The sequence below is a fragment of the Caloramator quimbayensis genome (assembly GCF_900167605.1).
Classification (GTDB): Bacteria; Bacillota; Clostridia; order Clostridiales; family Caloramatoraceae; genus Caloramator_B; species Caloramator_B quimbayensis.
On sequence record NZ_FUYH01000009.1, the window covers coordinates 12,610 to 37,074 of the forward strand.

Genomic DNA, 24,465 nt, shown 5'->3' on the forward strand with positions numbered 1-24,465 from the left:
CCTCCTTAGCACGCATTCTCGTCTCCAAATAAAACAAAGAATGTTTTATATATAAGTTTTAAATCTATCCAAAGGTTTCTCTCTTTTATGTACTTTATATCAAGCTCAACCCATTCATCAAAATCTATATTGTTTCTCCCCATAACCTGCCAGTAACATGTAAGTCCCGGCTTTACTAAAAGGCGCTGCCTCTGATAAGGGGTATACTGCCTAACTTCCCTGTCGATTGGCGGCCTTGGGCCTACAATGCTCATATCTCCTTTTAGTACATTAAATAGCTGTGGGAGCTCATCAATGCTTGTTTTTCTTATGAACTTTCCAACCTTTGTTATTCGTGGGTCTTCTCTTATTTTAAAAACAGGGCCAGACATTTCATTTTTATGTTTTAATTTTGAAAGCTGCTGTTCAGCATCAGCAACCATTGAGCGGAATTTATAAAATTTGAATATCCTGCCGTCCTTTCCACACCTATCCTGAATGAAAAATACAGGACCTTTGCTGTCTATTTTTATAGCTATTGCAGTTATTATAAATACTGGAGATAAGCATATTATTCCGATAATTGATAATATAATATCTGCAAGCCTTTTTATAAACTCATAGAAAAATCCTCTTTGATAATCTTCTTCTTCAAGTTTATATACTATCTCTACTTCTCTTTCCACTCTAACACCTTCCTTAACTTCCTATTTCCCTTCTCTTTTTAAAGAATAGTCCCTTTTTCTCCTTTACCTTTTTCTTGTGTCCGTCGTTTCCGTAGTAGTAGTGGTAGTAGTAGCCGTAGTAGCCCTTTCTTGAGGTGTCAAGTTTGTTTAATACTACGCCAAGGATGTTAGCATCAACCTTTAATAAAAGCTCTTTTGCCTTTACTGCGGCGTTTTTGTCTGCCTCACCGGAGGATACTACAAGTAATGTTCCATCGGCGTATTTTGAAAGTATCTGGGCGTCGGTTACCATAAGGATTGGAGGTGTGTCGATTATTATGTAGTCAAATTGTTCCTTAAGGGACTCTATAAAGTTTTGCATCTTAGATGATGCTATAATTTCCGCTGGATTTGGAGGGCGCGTACCAGTTGTTAATACATAGAAGTTTTCTGATATTTCTTTAACAGCATCCTTTAAAGAAACTTCCGCTATTAAAACATTTGTAAGTCCTGTCTGATTAGAAATTTCAAGCTTTTTATGAACCGTTGGTTTTCTCATGTCGCAGTCTATTAATATAGTTTTGTTTCCTCCCTGAGAAAACACGCAGGCAAGATTAGTTGATACTGTGGATTTACCCTCTCCAGGGCCAGAACTTGTTAAAACTATTGTCTTAATATTTTTATCAAAGGATGAAAACTGTATGTTGGTCCTTAAGGTTCTAAAGGCTTCTGAAACGGGAGATTTTGGATGAGCCAAAGCAGTTAAGTTAAAGGTTTGCATTTTACCCACTCCCAAACAAATAAAATAAAATTAAATCACTTTAAATTGGCAACAAACTACAAATAATTGTAACAAATTATATACAAATTATAAAATTCATATTGTTTGATATTTTACTAAATATGTTTAATTCTACCATTTAGGTTTAAATATATTAAATATGTGAAAATTTTCTTTGATTTTCTTAACATCTTGTAATATTTGTCCTTTATTTGTTAACATTTCTTCATTATTTGACACGTTTTTTATAATATTGCTATTTATTTTTTGGGATATGTCGAAGGATTTTTTTAAAGATGGGATTCTTTTTGTATTTGAATGGGCATCGGAGGCGATAAAATGGCATATGTTGTGGCTTATAAGTATTTGTGATGTCCTTTGAATTTCCCTTCCAAAATCACCTGTTATGCTTGATGAATTGATTTGAAAAAGGCATCCCTCATCTATAAAGTCGTTTATTGTTGAGGGCTTTTCGATTACGTAGCTGTATCTTTCGGGATGAGCAATTACTGGTATGATTCCCATAATTCTTAGCTCATATATTATATCAAGGGCATATTTAGGGAGAATATCAAAGGGCAGTTCGATGAGCATATATTTAGATGAGTTTAGTGTAAGTATAGTGCCGTTTTTGAACAATCTTAAAAGGTCACGGGTTAGAAAAACCTCCTGACCTTTTAAGATTTGTATGTTCAGGTTTAAATTCTTTGAGATTTCATTTAGATTTGAAGTTAATGAGTTTATTTGATTTATGTCGCCTTCATAGACACCTTTGTAGTAATGGGGAGTGGCTATTATTTTCTCTATGCCCTCCCTTTTTGCTATTTTAAGCATTTCTATTGATGTTTCTATTGAATCGGGGCCATCATCAATTAAAGGAAGTATATGACAGTGAATGTCCATCATTTTCTTTTTCTCTTCCCTTCATCTTCACTGTAATAGTAATAATATCTATAGCCGTAGCCTCCCTTTGATGCTATATCTAATTTGTTTAATACAACTCCAAGTATTTTAGCATTTACATTTAGTAAAAGTTCCTTTGCTCTTATTGCTGCTTCTTTATTTGCCTCACCGCTTGAGACAACAAGGATAACACCATCTGCCATGGTTGAAAGTATTTGAGCATCGGTAACTGAAACCACAGGTGGGGTGTCGAGGATTATATAATCGTATTCATCTTTAACTTTTTCTATAAAATCGCTCATTTTCTTTGAAGATATCATCTCAACTGGATTTGGAGGCAGTGTCCCTGCGGTTAAGACATAAAGATTATTATCTGCCTTTTTTATGGCTGTGCTAAGGTCGTAGTCTTCTATTAAAATGTTGCTAAGTCCTGTCTGGTTTGAGATTTTAAATATTTTATGTATCTTAGGCTTTCTAAGGTCGCAGTCTACGAGTAAAACCTTTTTAGAAGTTTCTGATAATGTATATGCAAGGTTTGATGCGGTTGTTGTCTTACCCTCAGAAGGGCCCGAACTGGTAACAAGAATAACTTTAACCTCCTTATCGAAGGAGGCAAACTGTATATTTGTCCTTAATGTCCTATATGCCTCAGATATTGGAGATTTTGGATGTTTTTTTAATATTATATCTAACATATGTATCACCTATTCTTCCTTGTGTTTTGGTATTATGCCTATTACCGGTATATCGAGATATTTCTCAACATCGTCTTCTGTCTTTATGGTGTTATCCATATATTCAAGTAAAAATACCAATCCAAGTGATATCATAAGCCCTAAAACAAAGGCTATTGCTATGTTCAGCCTTTTATTTGGTTTTATAGGGCTGTCCGGAATTGTAGCGCTGTCTATTATTTGTACATTTCCTGTTGGATAGAGCCTCATTGCCTCCCTTATAAAAACTTCAGAGAGGGTGTTTACTGTTTCCATTGCATCCTTTGCATCCCTGCTTTTAGCCTTTATTATCATTATTTGAGTATCAGCCTGAGGCGTTACTGTTATGCCGCTTTCAAATTCAGAGTAGCCTATGTTTTTGTTGAGCTGCCTTATAGTTGTTTCAGCAACAAGCCTCGATTTAGCTATTTCGCTGTAGGTTTTTAAAAGCTTTTGATACATCATTACATCGTTGTACTGTATTTGCTGCTGCTGATTGTCGGGCATTTTACCAATCAGTACACTGACACTTGCTTCATAGGTCGGCGGCAGAACAAAAAAGCTAAGAACTCCTGATAGTATTGTCAGGGATATTGTTATTAGTATTATTATCCATTTCCTTTTTTTGATAATGTCAAATATCTCCCTTAAATCTAAAGTGCTTTCTTCGTCCATTTTTACTTCCCCCTTTTACTTTATTTACCCATTTTTTGCAGCTAATTAAAAGACAACTCAAAAGCTCCGTATTAAATTGATGTAAGGTATGTTTATTGTTTTAATAGGCTCATTACTATTTAATGTAAATTATAATTTACCTAATTTTATAATCAATATCCAAAAATGGAATATTTGCGTATATCAATATATATTTTATTACATAATTTTCTATTTATCAATCGTTATTTATGTTATTTTTGAGGGAGGCTTTTTGGGGACGGTTAGTGTGAAAAGCACCTATTTATACATGTCTGCATATTATTATTTCGGGAGGAAAAAAATATTTATAAAAATTCATCTTTTTTTGCAAAATAATAATTGAATTTAGCATATCATTGCCTTATAATTAAATAGGTTTTTATATAACGCAAAGCCTTATGTTATCAAGGTTTATTAAGATAAGAAAGAGGGTGCATATTACATTGAGAAATTACAAACTCGATCAGACACAAACGCCTATTTTTGACTCGCTTATGGAGTATGTAAAAAGAGATACTATACCCTTCCATGTACCTGGACATAAAAAGGGAGATGGAATGGACAACAAATTTAAGGATTTTGTAGGAACTAATATTTTATCTATTGATGTTACTGTTTTTAAACTTGTAGACAGTCTCCATCACCCGACAACTTCTATTAAAAAGGCTATGGAACTTGCTGCGGACTGCTACGGCTCTGATATGGCTTTTATATCGGTTCACGGAACTTCCGGTGCTATTCAGGCTATGATTATGAGCGTTGTTAGTGAGGGAGAAAAGATTATTATCCCAAGAAATGTTCACAAGTCCGTTACGGCTGGTATTATTTTAAGCGGCGCAAATCCTATATTTATGCAGCCTGAAATTGACAAGAATCTTGGAATAGCACACGGAGTTACACCAAAGACGGTTGAAGAAACTTTAAAGATGCACCCCGATGCAAAAGCGGTTCTTGTTATTAATCCAACCTATTACGGCGTTGCTACGGATATTAAAAAGATTGCTGAGATTGTTCACAGCTACAACATTCCTTTGATTGTTGATGAGGCCCACGGACCCCATCTTGGATTTAATGAGCGTCTTCCTATATCTGCTATGGATGCAGGAGCTGATATGTGTTCGCAGAGCACCCACAAAATTATAGGTTCCATGACGCAAAGTTCCTTTTTACAGGTTAGAGGCGGAAGGGTTGATATAAATAGGGTTCAATCTATGATGAGCCTTCTTCAGACGACAAGCCCTCTTTATCCTTTGATGGCATCCCTCGATGTTGCAAGGATGCAGATTGCTACAAAGGGAAAAGAGCTTTTAGATAAGGCAATTGATTTGGCTGAGTACACACGAGCTGAGATTAATAAGATTCCGGGGCTTTACTGCTTTGGACGTGAGATTTTAGGGCAAAGCGGTGTTTATGCCCTCGATCCTACTAAGATTACTATAACTGCAAAGGGGCTTGGACTAACTGGCTATGAACTTGACAGCATGCTTGCTGATGAGTACCATATTCAGCTTGAGCTGTCTGACCTTTACAATGCCCTTGCGGTTGGCTCCTTTGGGGATACTAAGGAGAAAAATGATAAGCTTATTAATGCTCTTTGGGATATTAGTAAGAGGTTTTACGGTAAAAGGCCTGTTAAGGGGGATGTACTCGACATTCCATCGATTCCTGAAAGAAGCCTTACTCCAAGGCAGGCTTATTATGCTAAGAAAAAATCCGTTCCTTTAAAGGAGAGCGTTGGTTTGGTATCCTGCGAGTTTTTAATGTCCTATCCTCCTGGAATTCCGGTTCTTTGCCCTGGGGAGGTTATAACAAAGGAGATTATAGATTATGTTCAGGAGCTTAAGGATACTGGACTTTATGTCCAGGGAACTGAGGATCCTGAGGTTAATTTTATAAAGGTTGTAGAGTAATCATGGGCTTGGCACTAATATAGTGCTAAGCTTTTTTAAATAATTAGGCTACCTTTAGATTAGAGAATTCTATTAGGCAGCCTTTGATTTATCTTTAAAGTTTATTAACTTTTAGTGGCAACGGATTTTTAATTTAAGATACCTCTATTGCCTGTCACCCTTTGACGCAGCTTTACAGAGGGAAAAGATAAGCAGGTAGATAAATGCAATAAATATTATACCTAAAATCCATTTTAGCATAAACTGCCCTCCAAATCCTTTTAGTATATTTTATTCTTTTTTTGCATTTAATATTAACTTATTTGTTGATTTCTTGCTTTGAATGTAGGGATTTTAGTTTCTTATAAGTTTTATATTTGCCTCTATTTTTTCCTTATCGATTTTATCAAGATATTTAATATACTGATCCTCGCTCATGTCTAATACCTTCTCGTATAGGCGCAGTATCTTTTTTAAGTACTCTATTGAATTTTCAAGCTTTACAAAGGAGTCCTTTGTATTATTTGTGCCTATACTAAACCTTTTATTTCTTTTTGAGGCTTCTTTTTTTATGTCATCGTAAAATGCTCTTCCCCTGTTTATAAGCTTTATTCTATTGAAATTGGCAATTAGTATATTTCTGTAGGGGATGATTAAACTATCTAATATTTGTTTTGTAAATATAAAATCTTCATTATCGAATTCTTTTATTTTATTAGTAAATTCTAAAATAGCGCTGTTGCTCTGCCGTCTCGTTTCAGGAAGATTTGTAAATATGTTGATTAGCATATCAACTCCATGTAAATTTTCATTTTTTAGGGACTCTAAGGCTTTAATTATAAGCTCGTTATCCTTAACTTCCTTGTTTATCTCTTCATCGCTTATTAGAGCTCTTTTAATGCTTTTTTTTGATTCTTCATCAAACATGTTTTGAAAATAATAGGACAGGGATGCAAGCTCTCTTAATGTTCTCTTATCTTCCACAACATCTCCACTTTCTGTTATAAATACAATGCCCTTTGTTTCTTCCTTTATTTTGCCTAAAAAAGAAGGATTATAAACTACCTGTCTGTACAGATTTCCTTCGAATTCTATTGGTTTTGAAATCCTTATTTGCTCTCTCCCTCTTTTATACTTTTCTGCTGTTTTTGTATAAATTCCTTCTACTTTTGTAAATATTTTCATATTATCCCTCACTCTAATATAGTTATCGGTAAATTCTGAAAAACTTTATATCAGGCTTACCCTTTTTACTCCTATTATTTGAGATATGTTTTGTATTATTATATCGTTTGATATATTGTTTGGCATTTTTAGTACCATTTCGATTGCTGCGATATTTTCATCCCTTTTGTGTATTTCTATGTTAGTTATGTTAACTGAAAGTTTTCCAAGTTCAATACCTATAAGGCCGATTTTCCCCGGCTCATCCTCTATGATTACTTCAAAGGAAGCCTCTCGTTTATCGTAGCTTATTCTATCCTCGATTCTTTTAAGGCTTCTTAGGGCGATATATATAAAAAGCGTTGCGATTACTGCCTGCATGTAAAGTCCGCTTCCTATTGCAAGGCCTAAGCAGGCAACTGTCCAGAGGCTTGCTGCTGTTGTAAGGCCCTTTATGCTCGCTCCTTCTTTTATTATTGTACCTGCCCCTAAAAAGCCTATGCCGCTTATAACCTGAGCACCAAGCCTCATAGGGTCGGAGGTGATAAGTCCTTTGTTTACTGCTGAAAAGTCCATAGATATTATTTGTATAAGGCAAGCGCCGATACATACAAGTATGTGGGTTCTTAATCCTGCGGGCCTGCTCTTGTGCTGCCTTTCGTATCCAACTATTCCCCCGAGAACTACAGCTAAGAAAAATTTAATTATTGCTCTGTAAAAAAGAAGCATAATTAACTCTCCTTTAAATCATTCTTTTATATATTATACTATTATATTTTTAATTTGTATTCTTTTGCAAGATGGTTTAACTTTTGTTTATTCTCCGTTACTTGGGACAGGCTAAGGGACAGTTCTCAATTTTTTGCAGTTTTCCTTAATCAGATGTATACCTTATCAAAGAAAAAAATTTGTGAACTGTCCCTATATTCCCCATGCTAACCTCTATTCATAGAAATTAGCAAATATTTGAGAACTGTCCCTTTTTTTGAGACCAAATATTTGCTATTAATTGTTATTTATTTTGCATTTCTGTTAAATTTATGGTAATATATATAGGAATTGTATTTTTGAAAGGGGTTGTAGGAATGTCAAAATCTAAGAAAAGATTTGTATCAATTGTTGCTGTTCTGTTTACATTGTGTACTTTTTTAGGTTTTTTATCTGTAAGTGCTAAAACTGTTTTAAAACCAAAACTTACCTTTGTTTCAAAGCCAAAAGCAGAATACAAAGTTGGTGAGAAGGTTGCTTTTCAGGTTAAAGCTCCAAATTACAGCGGAAAGGTACAGTATAGAGTGGTGCTTTGGAATTTATCCAAGAAAACTCAAACTGAGCTTTATCCAAGCATGAAAAAATATGGATATTACAATGTTAAAAGTAGCCCAAAAGGCACATCGACTTTTACTGTGTCCTTTACTTTAAAAGAAGAAGGAATATATAAGATATCCGTTCTTGTTAAAAGAGCAAATGTTAAAGTTTCTTATGACAGCTATGTTGTAACTAATTCTTTTGTAGTAGGGCCTGTTAAGATTAGTGATATTGGGGCAGTTTTAAGCGATGGAACTACCGTTTCTGCTCAAAAATCTCAAAATGAGGTTTATACCCTCGATTTTAGCTCTTTAAAGTCAGGCGTTGGAATTAAGACTTACATAACTACAGATAAGGACTGCACTTTATCATATGTTAATTATAAGTTTAATTTGAAGGCAAATTCTAAAAAGCTTTTCGGCCCTGAGGATTTTGGGAAGAAGGATAATCCTCCTGCAGGGGTTAGTATCGACACTTTAAGGGATATAGCAGATAAGGATGGTTATGTTGTAGACAGCATAACTCTTACAAAAGGTGCGCTTGTACAAAAGGTGAATCTAAAGATTAAAGTTAAATAAATTTTGAAAGCCAATAAAGGGCTTCTACCTTTTATTGGCTTTTATAAATTCTTCTACGGTTATATATATTTTATCTGAATTCAATTTTCTGCAAAGCTGTGCAGCATAGGGGGGCTCAAGGTGTGCCTTTTTAAGCTCCTCATCCTGCATAAACACATAATCAGTCTTTCCATCAAGGAGTACTCTTCCCTCGCAGAACACGAGAGTTCTTTCAAAGGTTTCTGCCACAAAATCCATGTCGTGGGTTATAGTAATTACAAGTTTTCCTTGACTCTTTAATTTTAAAATTATATCCTTTATCTTTTCCTTTGATATATAATCCTGAGCTATGGTTGGCTCGTCCAAGATTATAATTTTTGTATTCATAGCAACAATTGAGGCAATGCTTATCAGCTTTCTTTCAGATAAGGTAAGGTCATAGGGGTTGTCGTTTATTTTCTCTTCAAGTCCTACCATTTTTAATGCTTTTAGTGCGCTATCCTTTGCCTTTGATTCATCCATTCCTATGTTGAGCGGGCCAAACATAACTTCCGATAATACATTGTTTTTAAATATCTGGTCGTTTGGGTTTTGAAAAACAAGTCCTATAGTTGGGGCTAAATTTGCTACTGTGTATTCCTTTGTGTTTTTCCCATCGATTATAACATCCCCCCATGTGGGCTTTAAAAGCCCCTTTAAGAGCTTAACAAATGTGGTCTTGCCTGCACCGTTTTGTCCTATTATAGCTGTACTTTTTTCATCAAAAATTAAATTTATTCCCTTTAATATTTCTTCATCCTTAGTATAGGAAAAATGAAGATTATTAATCTCAATTATGCTCATTATATTTCACCACCATTTCGCATGCCCTATCCAATGTAACAGGATAAAGACCACTATCTTTTATGTCAAAGGCTTTGCATATTCTTGTATATGCAGGCTCAATTACTCCATATTGCATTAAATCATCCCTTGAGAATATTTTTTCGGGGGTATCAAAGTCTATTACTTTTCCATCGTGCATTAATAAAACCTTGTCCGAGTATTCAGCAATCTTTTCCATCTTGTGCTCAACCATAATTATTGTTATTCCACGTTTTTTCAAATCCCAAACTGCTTTAAAAACTTCTTCGCTTCCCTGAGGGTCGAGCTGGGATGTCGGCTCATCCAAGATTATCACATCCGGCTGCATAGCTATTATTCCTGCTATGGCAAGCCTTTGCATCTGACCTCCCGATAAATCAAAGGGATTTCTGTCTTTAAATCTATATATCCCAAGAAGATTTAAGGCTTCATCAATACGATTTTTCATCTCTTCCCGATTTAAACCTATGTTTTCAAGTCCAAAGGCAACTTCTTCGTATACAGTAAGCTTTGAGCCTGTTACCTGTGTAAAGGGGTTTTGGAATACCATCCCTACTTTTAGGGAAATATCGCTTATATTGGATTTTGCAACCTCAATGCCATCAACAAGTACTCTCCCGCCGTAGGCTCCTTTAAAAAATAGAGGAACAAGGCCGGTTATTGCCTGGCACAGAGTTGATTTTCCTGCTCCGTTTTGACCGATAATTCCAATGAACTGTCCCTTTTCGATTTTAAAGGATATATCATTAAGTACAAGTTTGTCTGTTAAAGGGTATTTATATTTAAGATTTTCTACTACTATTTTGTCCATATTGCTGCCCTCCAGATGATTGAAAGTATAACCGCTGCTATGAATATATATTTTAAGCTGCTATCAAGCTTTGTAGATTTAGTTTCGTTTAAAAAGGTTTTTTTGTTTTTTGAACTGAAGGCCCTGATTTCAAGTGCCATAGCCCTTTCTCTTGTTGCAATAAGTGAGTTCATTACAACAGGGCCTATAAGTGGGAAAAAGGCCTTTATCCTGTTTATAAGTTTGCCTTCTGTTTCAAGGCCCCTCGACCTTTGGGCATCCATTATAGTTCCCATTGTTGATGTCATCTGAGGTATTATTTGAAGTACGGAGCTTAGAACATATCCTATTTTGGGTGATAATCCCCTTCTTACAAGATCCTCTATTAAATCAGAAGGCTTTGTAGTTAAAACTAAAAGAGCAAAGGCACAGAGTATGTTTATTACTCTTATTACTATAAGGGCTGAATACATCATACCTTCTTTATAAAATTTTATTTTTCCTATATTGAAAAGAACTGTCTTGTTGTTAATGTTAAAAAGTCCCTGAATAATTATTATAGATATTAGTATTATAAAGCTGAAATTAATTATTGGAAGTACCTTTTTAATTACATTTGCCTTTAAAAGAAGCATCAGACTTATTATCATGCACAGCACTGCACATTTTATAGATGGAACTATTATCATTATCAAAATAGTTGTTAAAATATAAAGCAATTTGTTTATGGGTTCTATTTCATGTATTATACTGTCTCTTTCCTGATATAAGCTTAATGATTTCATCTTCTACACCTCATGCATTTTTTATAAAAAAGAGAATATACCTGCCTTTTACAAATATATTCTCTTAAAAATCAGAAATTAAAGCTGTTCAATTTCATTTTTATTATCATAAAGATTTGTAAGGCTCTTTGGAAGACCTTTGAATATTATATAGCTTACTATAAGTGTTGCAGCCTTATCTGGAATATCAACTACAAGCTCGTCAAGGAAGGATGCTATCCAAAGAGGGAATTTCTTTGCAACTAATATTGCAAACAGTCCGTCTCCCCAGATGTTTCCTGTTTGTCCACCCCAAAAGGCAATGTTTATAGGTGTTGATACAACTGCTGCAACAAATGCAGCTATAATACCGCATAATACTGCTGATAGTATGTTTTTAATAAGTCCTTTATATGCTAAAATTCCTATGGTGATACCTATTGCTATGCTTGTAACTGCGTAAACAAAGGATATAGGATCCATTGTAAGTCCATAGATTATGTTGTTTATTGCCCCGCTTAATGCACCAATAACAGGACCTGCAAGCATACTTGCAAGCATTGTTCCTATAGAGTCAAGCCATAGAGGAAGTTTTAAAACGCCTGCGAATAATTTCCCTATGTAGTTAATTCCAACTGCTGCTGGGATTAGAACAAGGGATGCCGTAGAAAATTTTACAGACCACATGCTTTTTTTACTCATTTTTATCCCCCCAAAATAATTTTTATTTATTATGATATTTATATATGGTCTCCAATGCTAAAATAATCTCTCTTTTTTCTCCTTCAACTGCGGCATCGAGGCCATTTACATAGCTGCCTATTCCTTCCTTTGTATTTTCTTCGTTTTCAACTACAACATTAAGAATTGAAAGGGTTTTTATTCCTCTCAGCCTTCCTATAACATAAAGAGACGAGGTTTCCATGTCCGAGCCGAGTATGTTTTTGCTGCCCCAGAATCTGCTTATTTTTTCTTCATCGTCTATGTAAAAGCTGTCGTGGCTTCTTACAATTCCCACATGGTAATTATATTTTAAGGTTTTTGCACATTCTATTGATGCGTTTAAAAGGTCTATGTCTGCAACGGCAGGATAAATTTCTTTTATGTAGGTTTTAGATGTTCCATCGTCCCTTACTGCTGCCTGGGATATTATAAGATCGCCAAGTTTTATGTCTTTTAATAGTGCACCGCAGCTTCCTATTCTAATTGCTGATTCAATTCCTATGTTCTTAAGCTCCTCGATGGCTATTGCTGTTGATGGACCGCCTATCCCTGAGGATATAGCAAGAACTTTTATTCCTTTGTAATAGCCTATGATTGATTTATACTCTCGGTTAAATGCTACTAATTGAGGATTATCAAGGTGCTCTGCTATCCTGTCCACCCTCATTGGATCCCCCGGAATTACTGCATATCTAACATCAAGCTCCCTTGAACATTTTATATGTGGTTCAAAATTTTCCATATTATCCCTCCAGCTATTCATATCTGCTTCTAATTTCTTCCTTTTTAAGTTCTTCCATGTCTTTTATTATTACTTTGCTATTTTGTATAGAAATAATATCCATTTGGTTTAGCATATGCAAAACTCTGTTTATACTTCTTTTCGTAACAGCCAGCTGGCAGCTCAATTTTTCTTTGTCAATCATGATTTCAATATTTTTTATTTTATTTGCTTTGTTTTTAGAAGCTTCCTCAATTAAAAAATAGCAAATCCTCTGTTTAAGATTATAAAGGGTATCTTTTCCTGCTTTTTCTGATAATCTGTAAAATTGTGCACAAAGGGTTTTCATCATAATGCTGCTCAAGTTCTTATCAATATCATACCATTTTAAAAAATCTTCTCTGTCTATTTCAAGCATTGTAATATCAGTAATGGCTTCTACTGAGCATGTAAAGGGAATTTTATTAAAAATTTCAAGCTCTCCAATATAATTCCCCTTTGAATAAATAGACAGAGTGTACCTTTTACCATTTTCAGCCATAATAAAAATATCAGCAAGTCCATCGACAATTATATAGAACTTCTCATAGACGCTGCCTTGATTTAGTATAATTGTATTCTTTCTATAATTCTTTATCTGGAACTTTTTTAAAATTTCGTAGGGACAGTTCTTTAATAATTCGTATATTTCCCTATTGGATTCAATTATGTTAATAATATTTAAAATATTCATATCATCACCCTAATCTTAATATAATTTTTAATTATTTTTAAGGACACTTGTCCCATATTTAATAAAAATTATATCTTAAAAAGAAGAAAAAATAAATTTTTTAAGATATTTTTCCCAGTGTTTTGCTATATATGGATGATAGGGTGAATGCATATTTAAAATATGATGTACAGTATTTTCTTAAGGCCAGAAGAATGATTTTAGGGACAAGCTGAGGGACAGTTCTCATTTTTTTGCAATTTTGTTCTAAACTTTTTTGCAGTACATAAAATCCAAAACAATAGGGCACAGATCCCAATGCCACAAATGTCACCACTAAGGATGAAAATAAAATATACAGCCAATTGTTTCAAATCAGTTTCTAAATTATTCAAATATAAAATTATACTCAAAATAGAATAAGAGTTTTATAAGTAGTTAAGTTTTTCGTTATTTATTAATAAAAATTTGCTATTAAAAAGTCTATGAACATTTCTTAAGTTTTGGCTATTTTGGGATGGAATAAAAGGTAACTTTTCTTTTCCCTCTAGTCTCTTTCATAGAAATTAGCAATTATTTGAGAACTGTCCCCCTGATTTTTACATACTAAAAAAGAGAGGCCAAGCCTCTCTTTAAATATTAAAATCAAGTGAAATTATATCTGTTTCAAGTCCTTTTATATTTATTGTGTATTCACCACTATCAAGAGGTGTTATAAATTCTCCCTTGCCGCTGCTTAGTTCAAGTTGGTCGATATATTTAAGGTTGCCAGCTTTATCCTTTATCGTTACTGTTATAACGTCATTATTATTTGAACTTGATATCTCAGCCCTTAATCTATTATCACTTGAGTTTTTCTTTAATGATATCTTCAAATCGCTGCTTACAACTTTTATGCGGAATTTTGCTGTTTTATTTCCATTATTAGTTGTAACCGTGATTACAGCAGTCCCAGCAGATTTTGCTGTAACTTTTCCGTTTGAAACTGTTGCAACGTTTTCATTATCAGATGACCATGTAACTGTTTTATTTGTAGCATAGCTTGGTAGTATCTCTGCCGTAAGGTCTACTGTATCTCCAACTTTTACTACTGCTGCTATTTTATCGAGTTTAACTTCACTTACGCTGTAATATGGTACACCTCCGCCGCCAGTGCTGCCTCCGCCACTGGTACCTCCGGAGCTGCCTCCGCCGGTATTACCTGTGTTTCCGGTATTTTCAGTGCTTCCAGTATTATTATTGCCGTTTTCGCTTCCACTGCTGCCTTGGTTTCCTACATCCTTTGCTCCTTCTCCAGTAACTTTAACATCTTTTGCACTGCTTCCTTCTATCTTGTCTACCTTTGATCCCTTTTCTGCCTCTATTTCAAGTTTTGCCTCGGCTTTTATTTCCTCAACTACTGCACTTTGTCCTAATTCTATCTTAGCTTCCTTTGTAACTTCGAGACTCTTTACTTTACCTTCTATCTTTACTATATCTTCCTTATTTTCTACTGCTACTTCAATTTTTGAAACTTCAGCATCTTCCTTTGCCTTTATTTCTGCTCCTGATTTAACTATTATTTTATCTTCAAATTTACCCGCAAGCTCAAGGGATATTTTTTCTTTTTTGCTGCTTACAACTTCAACAGCTCCAAAACTACCTTTCTTCGCCTCTAACAGGGTGCTTGATTTAACCTGTGTGCTGCCTATTTTTGTCTCTCCTTCTGATACTACTCTTACCTTGCTTTGAGTTTCTATGCTAAGTTTTTCTGATTTTACACCGTTTAGATGTATACTGTTTTCTCCTCCAGAAATAACCTTTATTTCCTTTGCTGTAACGTTTTCCAATGTTGCGTTTCCGTCCTTACCGGGGTCAACTGTTACAGTTCCGTTTACATCAACCTTTGATATTTGAGCATTATTTGCATTCAAATAAAGGTCTCCAGTAATTTTTACATTTTGAAGTTTAATATCTTCAGCAGCAATTTTTACATTTCCGTTTAAATTTGCTGCTATGTTCTTGCTTTCAGGGCTATAGATTGTACCCTTTTTATTAAGCACTGTTTCTGCAGGCTTTACTGTTATCACAGAGGATGCAACATAGCTGTCACAGGAAGCGCTCTTTATTGCAACTTTCTTTAAGGATATTCCTGCTCTTCTTACATATACATAAACTTTATATATTCCAGGCTGAAGATTTGGGAAAGTTATTGTAAAGTTTTTATTTCCTGCCTGACGGAGCTTTGTGTTAAACCTTCCTGAAAAACCATTTGATGCATTCCAAATATCAAAATAAGTCTTTTTAACTGTATCATAAACTATGGCTCTATATTCTACTTTGCCTTTATAGTTTGGGCAGCTGACTTGAACTGTTATTTTTTCGTTTGCCCTGTATTCTTTAAGGGGAGCTTTATTAAACTTTATTTTTGGTATCACAGCCCCATAAGTTAAAACATAAGGAACTAAAATCATAAAAGACATTACTATACTTATTAGCTTAATTAAAATTTTTTTCTTCATTTTTTCACCTCTCTAAAAGTGCCACCCAGTTGACAAGTGACAAACTTTTGGATATCGATTGAACTTATCAACTGTAAGGCTTTCATATCATTATAATAGCTAATCTTAAAACGCAAATAATTGAGAACTGTCCCTCTTATTTTTTTATTGGGGGCACCTTAAAGGTGCCGCCCAGTTAAAGTTACTTTATAAGGAATTCAAATACCTTTGATAATGGGTTCTGGTTATTTAATATATCCCAAACGAAACACTTTATCTTGTATCCATCTGCATTTGGAGTTTTTATCTGCCCTTCCATAACTACCTCTTCTCCGGATTTTATCTGATATCCTCCAGCAACATAGTTTACTAACTTGTTGTCTTTGTCAAAGAGGCCTATTATAAGCTGAGCATTCTTTAATGCTTTAGATATATTAGCTGCTTTAACTTTAATTACTGCATCGATGTTCTTTGCAAATTCAGTTACATTTGATAATAATTCAAGCTTCAATGGTATTATAAATTTAATTGTGTAAACCTTTACTGTTCCATCCTGTGCAGTAACTTTAATTACAGCTGTTCCTTCAACTTCTGTTGCCTGTGTTATCTCAACTTTAGCTTTTTCAGAATCCATTGCATTTGCTGAAACTTTTAGAGGCTCTGTAAGCATTGGGTTTACTTCATACTCATATTCATATTTATCAGGTGCAAATCCTGAAAGTACATTTCCGCCAACTGTAATGCTTGAAAGTGCTGCATTTGTTGATCTTGAATCAGTAACTTTAACAACTACATTATAATCTCCTGAATCAAAGGTTAATGTTAAAACATTTTCTCCAACTGGTAGAGTCATTAAAAAGTCTTTCTTAAATGTAATAGCATTTTCTCCTACTGTATAATCCTTATCTTTTTGAAGCTCAGTATTATTAAATTTTACGCCATTTAATTTATCTCCATTAAATTTAACGTTGTAAATTACATCATCTCCATTGCGTTTTTCAAATTCTGCATAATCATTATATAATATAACCTTATTGTAGTTTTTATAGAATTTTATTAGGCTAACGCTTGTATTTCCAGCAACGTCTACTGCTTTTATTAATACATTGCTCTCTCCCTCTGGAACGCTGTAATTATACTCTATTGTCTTCTCAATTCCCTCAACAGATTCGCTCTCTCCATAGTCTATCTGATTTTCATTTACATAGAGCCTATAGCTGTAGGTATTTTCCTTAACGTTAATCTTTATTGTATATTCGTCCTTATCAGTTTCAATTATATATGCATCTGGCTCTATTGTAAGAACAGGTGCTGTTGTATCAACCCATATCTTTGCCTGGTAGCTGTTAATATTTCCAGTCTCATCTTCCATCTCGAAGGTTACCCTGTTCATACCTTCAAAGAGGTTTAGAGTAGTTTCAAAGAAGCCTTCACTTACAGGTATATCAGCCCATTCGCTTTCGCCATCTTTTCCGTATACCTTATATTTTAAATATTTTACTGGTTCGCTAACCTGTCCTGTTATATGCACTTTGCCACTACTATAAATCTGTCCCTCACTAATGTTGTTTCCGTTATCATCTATTGCAGTTATATATGGAAGTGCTTTATCAACAAATACTTCTACATAATCTCTTACTATCTCATTATTATCTTTGTCTCTTATAATAAACTCAACAATGTTGTTACCATCATTTAAGTTTTCAACTGTTATGCTGCTGCTTGTTGTTGCATATTCTGTTTCATTTCCGTTAAAGTTTACAAAGAGTTTTGCTTCACTTAAAGTTTCATCCTGAACTATGTTAAAGTTTATAGTCTGGCTGTTTTCCTTTGTCTTATATATCCTATTTTCAAAGATTATTGGTGATAGTTTAAAGTTTTGATTAAAGGTATTTTCAGCATTATCCTCTGCCTTTACATAGTAGGTTATAGTCTTATCACCAAAGGAATCAAAGGTAAGTTCCTTTACAAAATTGTTGCCGTTAAGCTGAACTTCTTCATCATTTATCTTAAACTCAGTTATTGCAACTCCTGATTTATATATAACATTACCAGAAACAATAACTTTTTTGTTTCCAATATACTGAGGATAATAAGCGGCTATTACAGGTTTGTCGAGGATGCTGTTTATTATAACCTCGCTAACTGCCTTATGTCCTACTAAATCTTCTGCTTCAATTGTAAACTTATTCTCGCCTTCATTTATCTGAACAGGTATTTCGAAGGTTTTTTCATAAAGCTTTCCTAAGTCTTTATGTTCCTCTGCTACAGTTTGTCCATTAAGTAACACTTTAAATCCTGTTGACATATCTGAAACTTTAAACTTAAGATTATACTCCTTTTCCCCATCGGTTAAATTAATACTGCTTCCTGTTGTGTTTAAAAGAGTTATCTGAGGAGGAGTTAAGTCTACAAGGAAACCTTTTGTTCCTGTACCCATAATTTCTTTATTCTTTCCATAGAGTGTTACAGTTGCATCGCATTCCCCATCAACAAGGCTTTCTATTTTATAGGATGTTTCTGAGGTGGTTAGAGTAACTTCATCCCTAACATTACCTGCATTAACAACCTTTATTCCTATATGGTCGAGGACAGGTCTTAGAGCCTCGTTTATTCTAAAATTAATAGTTGCACTATCTTTTGTTTCAATTCCTGGATAACCTTCAATAAATATGCAGTCCTCTGGTGAAAATACTTCAAAAGAAGTATTTATTATATATTTTCCTTTATCTGTTGCATTTGCTGCATAGTCAACAGCATATATTCCAAAATAGCAGTCAGCATTAATAAGGTTAACTGTTGCTTCACCATTGCTATCAACGTTTAGTAAATCATCCCATAGGAAGTTTCCCCACTTATCAATTAGATAATATCCATAGAACTGTATATCATTTGATGGATTCTTTATTTTAACTTTAAATTCATTCCCCTGAACCTTTTCTATATCAAAGTCAAAGTCTGGAGGAGTTAAGTCAAGTCTTACCGGCATATCGAGAGTATACCAATCAGCATCTTTAAAATCTGGCTTTGATAGAAGCCTTATTTTGTAATTTCCCTCAGGAGCTAATTGGTAGAATAATTTACTGCTGTCAAATATTGTTCCGTCCCATCTCCATTCAATATAAGATTTAGCTGGAAAATCCTGCATTAAGTAATTCTTCCTAATGTTTTTATCATAGGATATTTCTCTTATAACTTTGCCATTTTCATCAATTACCTGAATCTTAAACTCCTTTGCATTTCTCATAAATGAAACAACAGGCATAACATCATCAAACATTTCATCTCCATTTGGTGAGAAGGCTAATTGGTTAGGATTAATAATAGGTATTCCATAGTAATCGTCAAATCCGTCATATCCAAGATAATATCCGTTGCTGTCTGTAAGACAAGTCATTCCATAGAATGTATTATCTAAATCCCAAACTGGAGCATCTATCATCCTTGGAGCATCCTGTCCGCTCCACTTTCCGCAAAAGCCCATGTAAGGTATTCCAAGGCTTGGCTGACCTTCAGTTTGTGATTGAAGCTCTATAAAGCCTTCAGCAAATATGTTGTAAGCTGTTGTTGGGACTATAAGGGTTGCTGTAATTTCTGCAGTTTCACCAGCAGCAACTGTAATTTCTTCATTGTCAAAGGTTAAAGATGCACCGTTTAAAACTTCAGCTCTCGCATACATAAATCCTGATGAAGTACTGTAATTAGTTAAAACTCCATATTTATTAATTGGTTTAAAGGTTATATCTTTATCTGAGAAATTAGTTATATTAAGTTTAAATTCCTTTGTTCCTGAAATCTCCTTAAGAGCTATAACTGCCTTTCCATCATCGGTTGTAACATAGGCACCTGTCTTTATAGCTTTGTCAGTCTTTATAACTCCGGCACCCTGTTTTCTTGTAAGATATGGAAGAGTTCCTCCTGTTGATGGATCGAGCATAGGTTCTGCTGAGTTTATAAGAAGAGTTTTTACCATGTTTACAAAGTCTCTTCCTTTTAGAGTTGGCATTTTAGTTTTAACATATTGTGCAACAAGGGCAGTGGCACCGGATGTATGAGGTGCTGCCATTGATGTTCCGCTCATCATTGTATAGTCGTTATTGTTTACTGTTGAATATATTTTCCCTCCTGGTGCTGAAACTTCTGGCTTAAATTCGAGATCTGGAGTTGTACCCCAAGATGAAAAATCTGACATTTGGTTAGCTGTAGCATTATTAACAAGCATTTTATCGTTTGTAAAGGTGAATTCAAGTTTTTTACCTTCTAAGGCTGCATTCATTAAATTGTTTCCATCGTTTATGCTTAATGAAACTATTGGAATCTGCGGGTTATCGAGAGCCATATTTACATAGTCGCCATGACCTACAGTACCTCTTATAATAACTCCTGCTGCTCCATGCTGCTCAGCAGTTTTTTGTATATTTTTATAGTAATATCCTCCGGTTCTTACCGCAAAGACAAGCTTTCCTTCTACATTTTTGCCTTCATAATACTGAGGTTCTCCTGTTCCAACATATACTGCTTCAAGTTTATTGTCTTTAAATACTTTAACTGGGTCTGGAGATTCCTGCTTTTGGTATGCAATATTTACAGGTTCCTGTGCCTCGTCTATATAAACCTTTAATGTGTTTAAAGTTATCTTACTATTCTCACTTGATGCAACTTGGAGCGTATCTGGGAAAAGCCCTGGAGACCCTACAAGTGATATATCTGGATCCATAGCATAGGCGGAATAAGGATAGGTTGAATAGTAGGAGTTTCCTGCTGATACAACAACTGTAACGCCCATGTCTGTTGCATTTTTAATTGCGATCTGCTCTGGGTCGTCATAGTTTACAAAACCTGCTGTTGAGCCAAGGCTCATGTTTATAACATCAGCACCATGCTTTACAGAATCATCGATTGCTGCTGCTATATCATCAGAATATGCACTTGGCATATCTGGATTGTTCGTAAATACCTTCATTGCAAGAAGCTGTGCCTCGGGAGCTACTCCTTTTATTGCAGCATTGTTAGCTACTTCTTCATCAGTACCGTTTGCAGCAACGATACCAGCAACGTGCATACCGTGCATGCTTGCGTTAGGTCCTAAGTCCATCACCTGATCGTTCATGTCGGCAAAGTTGTAGCCATAGGGAACCTTATCTGTATAGAATTTCCCTGGGCCTCCCATACTCTCAACTGTAGTTTTGTTGAGCTTTGCCTTAGAAGAATCAGTGAGTCTCATATCTTTGTGAGTATAATCTATTCCTGTATCAACTATTGCAACAACCATTCCTTCGCCTTTGTATCCAAGATCCTGCCATACTGTTTCTGTATTTGTAATGCCTCTTGCGCTGTTCATATCGAGATAATACTTATTAGCAACAGTAACCTTTTTAACGTTAGTAAGTTCTCTTATAGCATCAATGTCCTTATACTTTACAGTAGCACTGAAACCATTGAGCAAATTTTTATATGAATGTCGTATTTTGCCATAATATTTTACCTTATCCATGACAGCTTTTTGAGCTTTTTCTATGTTCTGCTCAATAGTTTTCTTTTCTGTAAGTGATAATTTTTTTGATTTTGACTGCTCATAAACCGTTGTACCTTCAAGTTCAACAATAATCCTTACTTCATCCTCAGGGTTTATAACTTTGTTTTCAGATGAAGTTTTTTCATCGGAAGCTTCAACTCCGTATTTTTGAGACAGTGCTTTTTTGTAGTCAACATCTTTTAAATTCTTCATATGTTTTTGAATTAAAGCTTTTTTATCGATTTGTAGAGCTTTTGTTTCAGCCTTTGCTTTAACTGGCAAACTGGTAAATATGCTAAAAACCATTACCAGTGAAATAAAAATACTGAAAATTTTAGATTCTTTTTTCATATAATACCTCCTTTTCTATTTTGTTTTATATATGTTATATTATTACATTTTTACGATTTTTTAAATACATTTTATTCGCATATTTTTACATTTTTTTATTATTATTCTTATTTTTCTATACATAAGTTTCCATATTTGAGAACTGTCCCTTAGCCTGTCCATTTATATTTTTGTGATAAAAAAATATAGCAGATATTTATGAACTGTCCTTTTATACTTTAAATAATCGACTTTTACCGCCAATCTGTCGCCCATGTTGGTGACGCCAAAAAAGACAGCCCTTAAAAATAAGAACTGCCTTTTGTAACATGAATTAGTAAATTACAACACTTATCATCGTTATTATAATATAACAAAAATAATAAACTTCTCTTCATCATCTTTGAGAGAAAATATTAGGGGACAGTTCTCATTTTTTTGCTATTTTCTTTAACAGGGGTATATCCTTTCAAAGAAAGCTAAAATTTGAGAACTGTCCCTATGCCTGTCCATTTATATCTTCGTGACAAAAACTATAGAATATATTTATGAACTGTCCCTTAGCTTGTCTATATATTCATGCCTGCCTTTATAGCTTTAATGTTAATTTCCTGCATTTTTTCTGGGAGGTTGTCTTTTATTACGCCTTCCCAGTCGAGGTTTTCAAGGCCAAGGGCTTTTATAAGTGCCCCAAGTAGAACTATATTTTGAGTCTTTATGTTTCCAAGGTCTTGGGCAACTTCTGCGGCGCTGAATATTTTTAGGTTTTCAACCTTTGATTTCAGCTCATCGAGGGTGTTTTGAGGGTACTGCTCCTGTCCTATAAGTACAGGCATTGAGTATATTTCATAGTCATTAACTACGAGGCTTCCTCCCTCTTTAAGATAGCTTATCCATCTTGCAGCTTCAACCTTTTCAAAGGCAACTAAAACGTCAGCCTCTCCAACTCCAATCAGAGGTGAATAAACCTTTTCGCCGAATCTGACCTGTGTTGTTACGCTTCCTCCTCTTTGCGCCATTCCGTGAACTTCGGACATTTTTACATCATATCCGAACTTTATAAGCCCTTCTGTCAAAATTTTTGATGCAAGTATTATTCCCTGTCCTCCAACTCCAACAAACAATATGCTCTTTGTCATATTATTCACCAACCTTCTCTATAGCATCGAATTTGCAAACCTGCTGGCAAAGCGTACAGCCATTGCACATGCTTCTATCTATTACTATTTTTCCGTTTTTAAAGGCTATTGCAGGACAGCCGATTCTTAAACATGCCTTGCACTTTTTACACTTTTCATCATTTATTTTGCAGTACATATTAGCCCTTCTCTTTTGTACTTCCTTTATAAGTGCACAGGGCTGCTTAGTTATTATTACGAAAGGTTCCGTTGCCTTATAGGCATCATCTACTGCCCTTTGAGTTTCCTCAAGCTTATATGGATCAACTATTCTAATATTTTCCTCTTTAACTCCAACAGCTTTTACTATGCTTTCAATATCAATAATTGGAGCATCCTCTCCCATTAGGGTTTTTCCTGTTCCAGGGTTTTCCTGATGACCTGTCATTCCTGTAATTCTATTATCGAGTATTACTGTAACCATAGGAGCCTTGTTGTATACTGCATCTATAAGCCCTGTAATTCCAGAGTGGAAGAATGTTGAATCTCCTATTATTCCAAATACCTTAGAGTCCCTTCCTGCCTTTTCTGACGCCTTTTTAAATCCAACTCCTGCTGATATACTTGCTCCCATACATATTACTGTATCTGCAATATTTAAAGGAGGCATCATACCAAGGGTATAGCATCCTATATCGCTGGTTGCTATTATGTCCTTATACTTTGACATAGCAAAGAATAATCCTCTGTGGGGGCAGCCTGGACAAAGAACTGGAGGCCTTGATGGAACCTTAACATCAACGCTGTAGGATTTCTTTTCTTCTGTTGGTAAAAGTGCTCTTCTTATAATATCTGGATTAAGTTCTCCACAGATTGGAATAAACTCTTTACCTATACATTCAATTCCAAGGGATTTTACATAGGTTTCAAGGTATGGATCGTTTTCTTCTATTATATATACCTTGTCCACTGCCTTTGCGAATTTTTGTATCATCTTATCTGGAAGCGGATAGCTCATTCCTATTTTAAGGTAGGATGCACTATCTCCGAAAACTTCCTTTGCATATTGATAGGATATTCCGCTTGTAATAATTCCTATCTTTTTATCTCCCCATTCTATCCTGTTTAATGGGCAGTTGTTTGAATAATTCTGAAGACGTGCTAATCTTTCCTCAACTTCATAATGTTTAACCCTCGAATGGGCTGGTATCATAACGTATTTTTTAACGTCTTTTTTGTATTCTTTAACCCCAACTTCGCATCTTTCCTTAAGCTCAACTATGCTCTTGCTGTGGGCTATTCTTGTTGTTATTCTGAAAAGAACTACTGTATCGAATTTTTCGCTTATTTCAAAGGCATATTTTACAAAATCCTTACACTCCTGTGAGTCGGAAGGTTCTATCATTGCAACCTTCGCATGGGGCGCGTAGTATCTGTTGTCCTGCTCGTTTTGTGAACTGTGCATACCAGGATCATCGGCTGTAACTATTATAAGCCCGCCGTTGACTCCTTCATAGGCCATTGTAAACATTGGATCTGCTGCAACGTTAAGTCCAACGTGCTTCATAGCGCAAATAGACCTTGCCCCTGCAATCGAAGCCCCGCAGGCAACCTCAACAGCTACCTTTTCATTTGGAGACCATTCTGAGTATATTTCTTTATATTGTGCCATGTTTTCAAGTATTTCTGTGCTTGGAGTTCCAGGATATGCTGCGGCTACAGTACATCCAGCTTCATAGGCACCTCTTGCTATCGCTTCATCACCTGACATTATTTTTCTCATTGTCCCATCCCCC

General features: G+C 34.9%; 19 protein-coding genes. 2 read left to right on the plus strand and 17 right to left on the minus strand.

Annotation, left to right across the window (positions count from 1 at the left end; translation table 11 throughout):
• Nucleotides 1-5 precede the first annotated feature (5 nt).
• The 5 genes from B5D15_RS07180 to B5D15_RS07200 all read right to left on the minus strand — a co-directional run bounded on the left by B5D15_RS07180 (nucleotide 6) and on the right by B5D15_RS07200 (nucleotide 3,716).
• Nucleotides 6-665: a sugar transferase gene (locus B5D15_RS07180; protein WP_078696451.1), complete on the minus strand. Its 660-nt coding sequence runs from the start codon at nucleotides 663-665 to the stop codon at nucleotides 6-8.
• A 13-nt stretch (nucleotides 666-678) separates the two neighbouring features.
• A complete protein-coding gene (locus B5D15_RS07185; protein WP_078696452.1) occupies nucleotides 679-1,425 on the minus strand; it encodes a CpsD/CapB family tyrosine-protein kinase in 747 nt (248 codons plus the stop codon).
• A 132-nt stretch (nucleotides 1,426-1,557) separates the two neighbouring features.
• Nucleotides 1,558-2,331 (minus strand): tyrosine-protein phosphatase, encoded by a 774-nt coding sequence (locus tag B5D15_RS07190; RefSeq protein ID WP_078696453.1) that lies wholly within the window; start codon nucleotides 2,329-2,331, stop codon nucleotides 1,558-1,560.
• Nucleotides 2,328-3,023 (minus strand): CpsD/CapB family tyrosine-protein kinase, encoded by a 696-nt coding sequence (locus tag B5D15_RS07195; RefSeq protein ID WP_078696544.1) that lies wholly within the window; start codon nucleotides 3,021-3,023, stop codon nucleotides 2,328-2,330. The genes B5D15_RS07190 and B5D15_RS07195 overlap by 4 nt, the downstream gene beginning before the upstream one ends.
• Before the next feature lie 9 nt (nucleotides 3,024-3,032).
• Entirely contained in the window at nucleotides 3,033-3,716 is a 684-nt protein-coding gene (locus B5D15_RS07200) for a YveK family protein (RefSeq protein ID WP_078696454.1), read from the minus strand.
• A 464-nt stretch (nucleotides 3,717-4,180) separates the two neighbouring features.
• Here B5D15_RS07200 and B5D15_RS07205 point away from each other — a divergent pair, with 464 nt between their 5' ends.
• Nucleotides 4,181-5,647, plus strand: a complete 1,467-nt coding sequence (locus B5D15_RS07205) for an aminotransferase class I/II-fold pyridoxal phosphate-dependent enzyme (RefSeq protein WP_278305617.1) — start codon at nucleotides 4,181-4,183, stop codon at nucleotides 5,645-5,647.
• Nucleotides 5,648-5,980: 333 nt separating this feature from the next.
• Here the strand turns inward: B5D15_RS07205 and B5D15_RS07210 are convergent, their stop codons facing one another.
• Nucleotides 5,981-6,811, minus strand: coding sequence for a hypothetical protein (locus B5D15_RS07210; protein ID WP_078696456.1), 831 nt, complete (start codon nucleotides 6,809-6,811; stop codon nucleotides 5,981-5,983).
• Between the two features lie 45 nt (nucleotides 6,812-6,856).
• Nucleotides 6,857-7,519, minus strand: coding sequence for an MgtC/SapB family protein (locus B5D15_RS07215; protein ID WP_078696457.1), 663 nt, complete (start codon nucleotides 7,517-7,519; stop codon nucleotides 6,857-6,859).
• A gap of 356 nt (nucleotides 7,520-7,875) precedes the next feature.
• On the opposite strand from B5D15_RS07215, the gene B5D15_RS07220 reads away from it, so the two are divergent.
• Nucleotides 7,876-8,673 carry a hypothetical protein gene (locus B5D15_RS07220; RefSeq protein ID WP_078696458.1) on the plus strand — a complete coding sequence of 266 codons (798 nt, stop codon included), beginning with the start codon at nucleotides 7,876-7,878 and terminating at the stop codon, nucleotides 8,671-8,673.
• 24 nt (nucleotides 8,674-8,697) lie between these two features.
• Here the strand turns inward: B5D15_RS07220 and B5D15_RS07225 are convergent, their stop codons facing one another.
• The 10 genes from B5D15_RS07225 to iorA form a co-directional block, all read right to left on the minus strand.
• Nucleotides 8,698-9,495: an energy-coupling factor ABC transporter ATP-binding protein gene (locus B5D15_RS07225; protein ID WP_078696459.1), complete on the minus strand. Its 798-nt coding sequence runs from the start codon at nucleotides 9,493-9,495 to the stop codon at nucleotides 8,698-8,700.
• Nucleotides 9,482-10,327, minus strand: coding sequence for an energy-coupling factor ABC transporter ATP-binding protein (locus B5D15_RS07230; protein WP_078696460.1), 846 nt, complete (start codon nucleotides 10,325-10,327; stop codon nucleotides 9,482-9,484). The genes B5D15_RS07225 and B5D15_RS07230 overlap by 14 nt, the downstream gene beginning before the upstream one ends.
• Nucleotides 10,315-11,091, minus strand: coding sequence for an energy-coupling factor transporter transmembrane component T family protein (locus B5D15_RS07235; protein WP_078696461.1), 777 nt, complete (start codon nucleotides 11,089-11,091; stop codon nucleotides 10,315-10,317). Before B5D15_RS07235 ends, B5D15_RS07230 begins: the two co-directional genes overlap by 13 nt.
• A 78-nt stretch (nucleotides 11,092-11,169) precedes the next feature.
• Nucleotides 11,170-11,772, minus strand: a complete 603-nt coding sequence (locus B5D15_RS07240; RefSeq protein WP_078696462.1) for an ECF transporter S component — start codon at nucleotides 11,770-11,772, stop codon at nucleotides 11,170-11,172.
• 22 nt (nucleotides 11,773-11,794) lie between these two features.
• Nucleotides 11,795-12,535, minus strand: a complete 741-nt coding sequence (locus B5D15_RS07245) for a nucleoside phosphorylase (protein ID WP_078696463.1) — start codon at nucleotides 12,533-12,535, stop codon at nucleotides 11,795-11,797.
• A gap of 13 nt (nucleotides 12,536-12,548) precedes the next feature.
• Nucleotides 12,549-13,247 (minus strand): Crp/Fnr family transcriptional regulator, encoded by a 699-nt coding sequence (locus B5D15_RS07250; protein ID WP_078696464.1) that lies wholly within the window; start codon nucleotides 13,245-13,247, stop codon nucleotides 12,549-12,551.
• A gap of 611 nt (nucleotides 13,248-13,858) precedes the next feature.
• On the minus strand, nucleotides 13,859-15,727 hold the full coding sequence (locus B5D15_RS15410; protein WP_078696465.1) for an Ig-like domain-containing protein: 1,869 nt from the start codon (nucleotides 15,725-15,727) through the stop codon (nucleotides 13,859-13,861).
• A gap of 181 nt (nucleotides 15,728-15,908) precedes the next feature.
• Nucleotides 15,909-21,572 (minus strand): S8 family serine peptidase, encoded by a 5,664-nt coding sequence (locus tag B5D15_RS07260; RefSeq protein ID WP_078696466.1) that lies wholly within the window; start codon nucleotides 21,570-21,572, stop codon nucleotides 15,909-15,911.
• Between the two features lie 548 nt (nucleotides 21,573-22,120).
• Entirely contained in the window at nucleotides 22,121-22,690 is a 570-nt protein-coding gene (locus B5D15_RS07265) for an indolepyruvate oxidoreductase subunit beta (RefSeq protein ID WP_078696467.1), read from the minus strand.
• Between the two features lies 1 nt (nucleotide 22,691).
• Nucleotides 22,692-24,452 (minus strand): indolepyruvate ferredoxin oxidoreductase subunit alpha, encoded by a 1,761-nt coding sequence (iorA, locus tag B5D15_RS07270; protein ID WP_078696468.1) that lies wholly within the window; start codon nucleotides 24,450-24,452, stop codon nucleotides 22,692-22,694.
• Nucleotides 24,453-24,465: the final 13 nt, after the last annotated feature.

Bases quoted from the DNA above. Each gene is read 5' to 3' on its own strand.
- B5D15_RS07185 (WP_078696452.1), bottom strand. From the start codon at position 1,425: ATGCAAACCTTTAACTTAACTGCTTTGGCTCATCCAAAATCTCCCGTT.
- B5D15_RS07190 (WP_078696453.1), bottom strand. From the start codon at position 2,331: ATGATGGACATTCACTGTCATATACTTCCTTTAATTGATGATGGCCCC.
- B5D15_RS07195 (WP_078696544.1), bottom strand. From the start codon at position 3,023: ATGTTAGATATAATATTAAAAAAACATCCAAAATCTCCAATATCTGAG.
- B5D15_RS07200 (WP_078696454.1), bottom strand. From the start codon at position 3,716: ATGGACGAAGAAAGCACTTTAGATTTAAGGGAGATATTTGACATTATC.
- B5D15_RS07210 (WP_078696456.1), bottom strand. From the start codon at position 6,811: ATGAAAATATTTACAAAAGTAGAAGGAATTTATACAAAAACAGCAGAA.
- B5D15_RS07215 (WP_078696457.1), bottom strand. From the start codon at position 7,519: ATGCTTCTTTTTTACAGAGCAATAATTAAATTTTTCTTAGCTGTAGTT.
- B5D15_RS07220 (WP_078696458.1), top strand. From the start codon at position 7,876: ATGTCAAAATCTAAGAAAAGATTTGTATCAATTGTTGCTGTTCTGTTT.
- B5D15_RS07225 (WP_078696459.1), bottom strand. From the start codon at position 9,495: ATGAGCATAATTGAGATTAATAATCTTCATTTTTCCTATACTAAGGAT.
- B5D15_RS07230 (WP_078696460.1), bottom strand. From the start codon at position 10,327: ATGGACAAAATAGTAGTAGAAAATCTTAAATATAAATACCCTTTAACA.
- B5D15_RS07235 (WP_078696461.1), bottom strand. From the start codon at position 11,091: ATGAAATCATTAAGCTTATATCAGGAAAGAGACAGTATAATACATGAA.
- B5D15_RS07240 (WP_078696462.1), bottom strand. From the start codon at position 11,772: ATGAGTAAAAAAAGCATGTGGTCTGTAAAATTTTCTACGGCATCCCTT.
- B5D15_RS07245 (WP_078696463.1), bottom strand. From the start codon at position 12,535: ATGGAAAATTTTGAACCACATATAAAATGTTCAAGGGAGCTTGATGTT.
- B5D15_RS07250 (WP_078696464.1), bottom strand. From the start codon at position 13,247: ATGAATATTTTAAATATTATTAACATAATTGAATCCAATAGGGAAATA.
- B5D15_RS15410 (WP_078696465.1), bottom strand. From the start codon at position 15,727: ATGAAGAAAAAAATTTTAATTAAGCTAATAAGTATAGTAATGTCTTTT.
- B5D15_RS07260 (WP_078696466.1), bottom strand. From the start codon at position 21,572: ATGAAAAAAGAATCTAAAATTTTCAGTATTTTTATTTCACTGGTAATG.
- B5D15_RS07265 (WP_078696467.1), bottom strand. From the start codon at position 22,690: ATGACAAAGAGCATATTGTTTGTTGGAGTTGGAGGACAGGGAATAATA.
- iorA (WP_078696468.1), bottom strand. From the start codon at position 24,452: ATGAGAAAAATAATGTCAGGTGATGAAGCGATAGCAAGAGGTGCCTAT.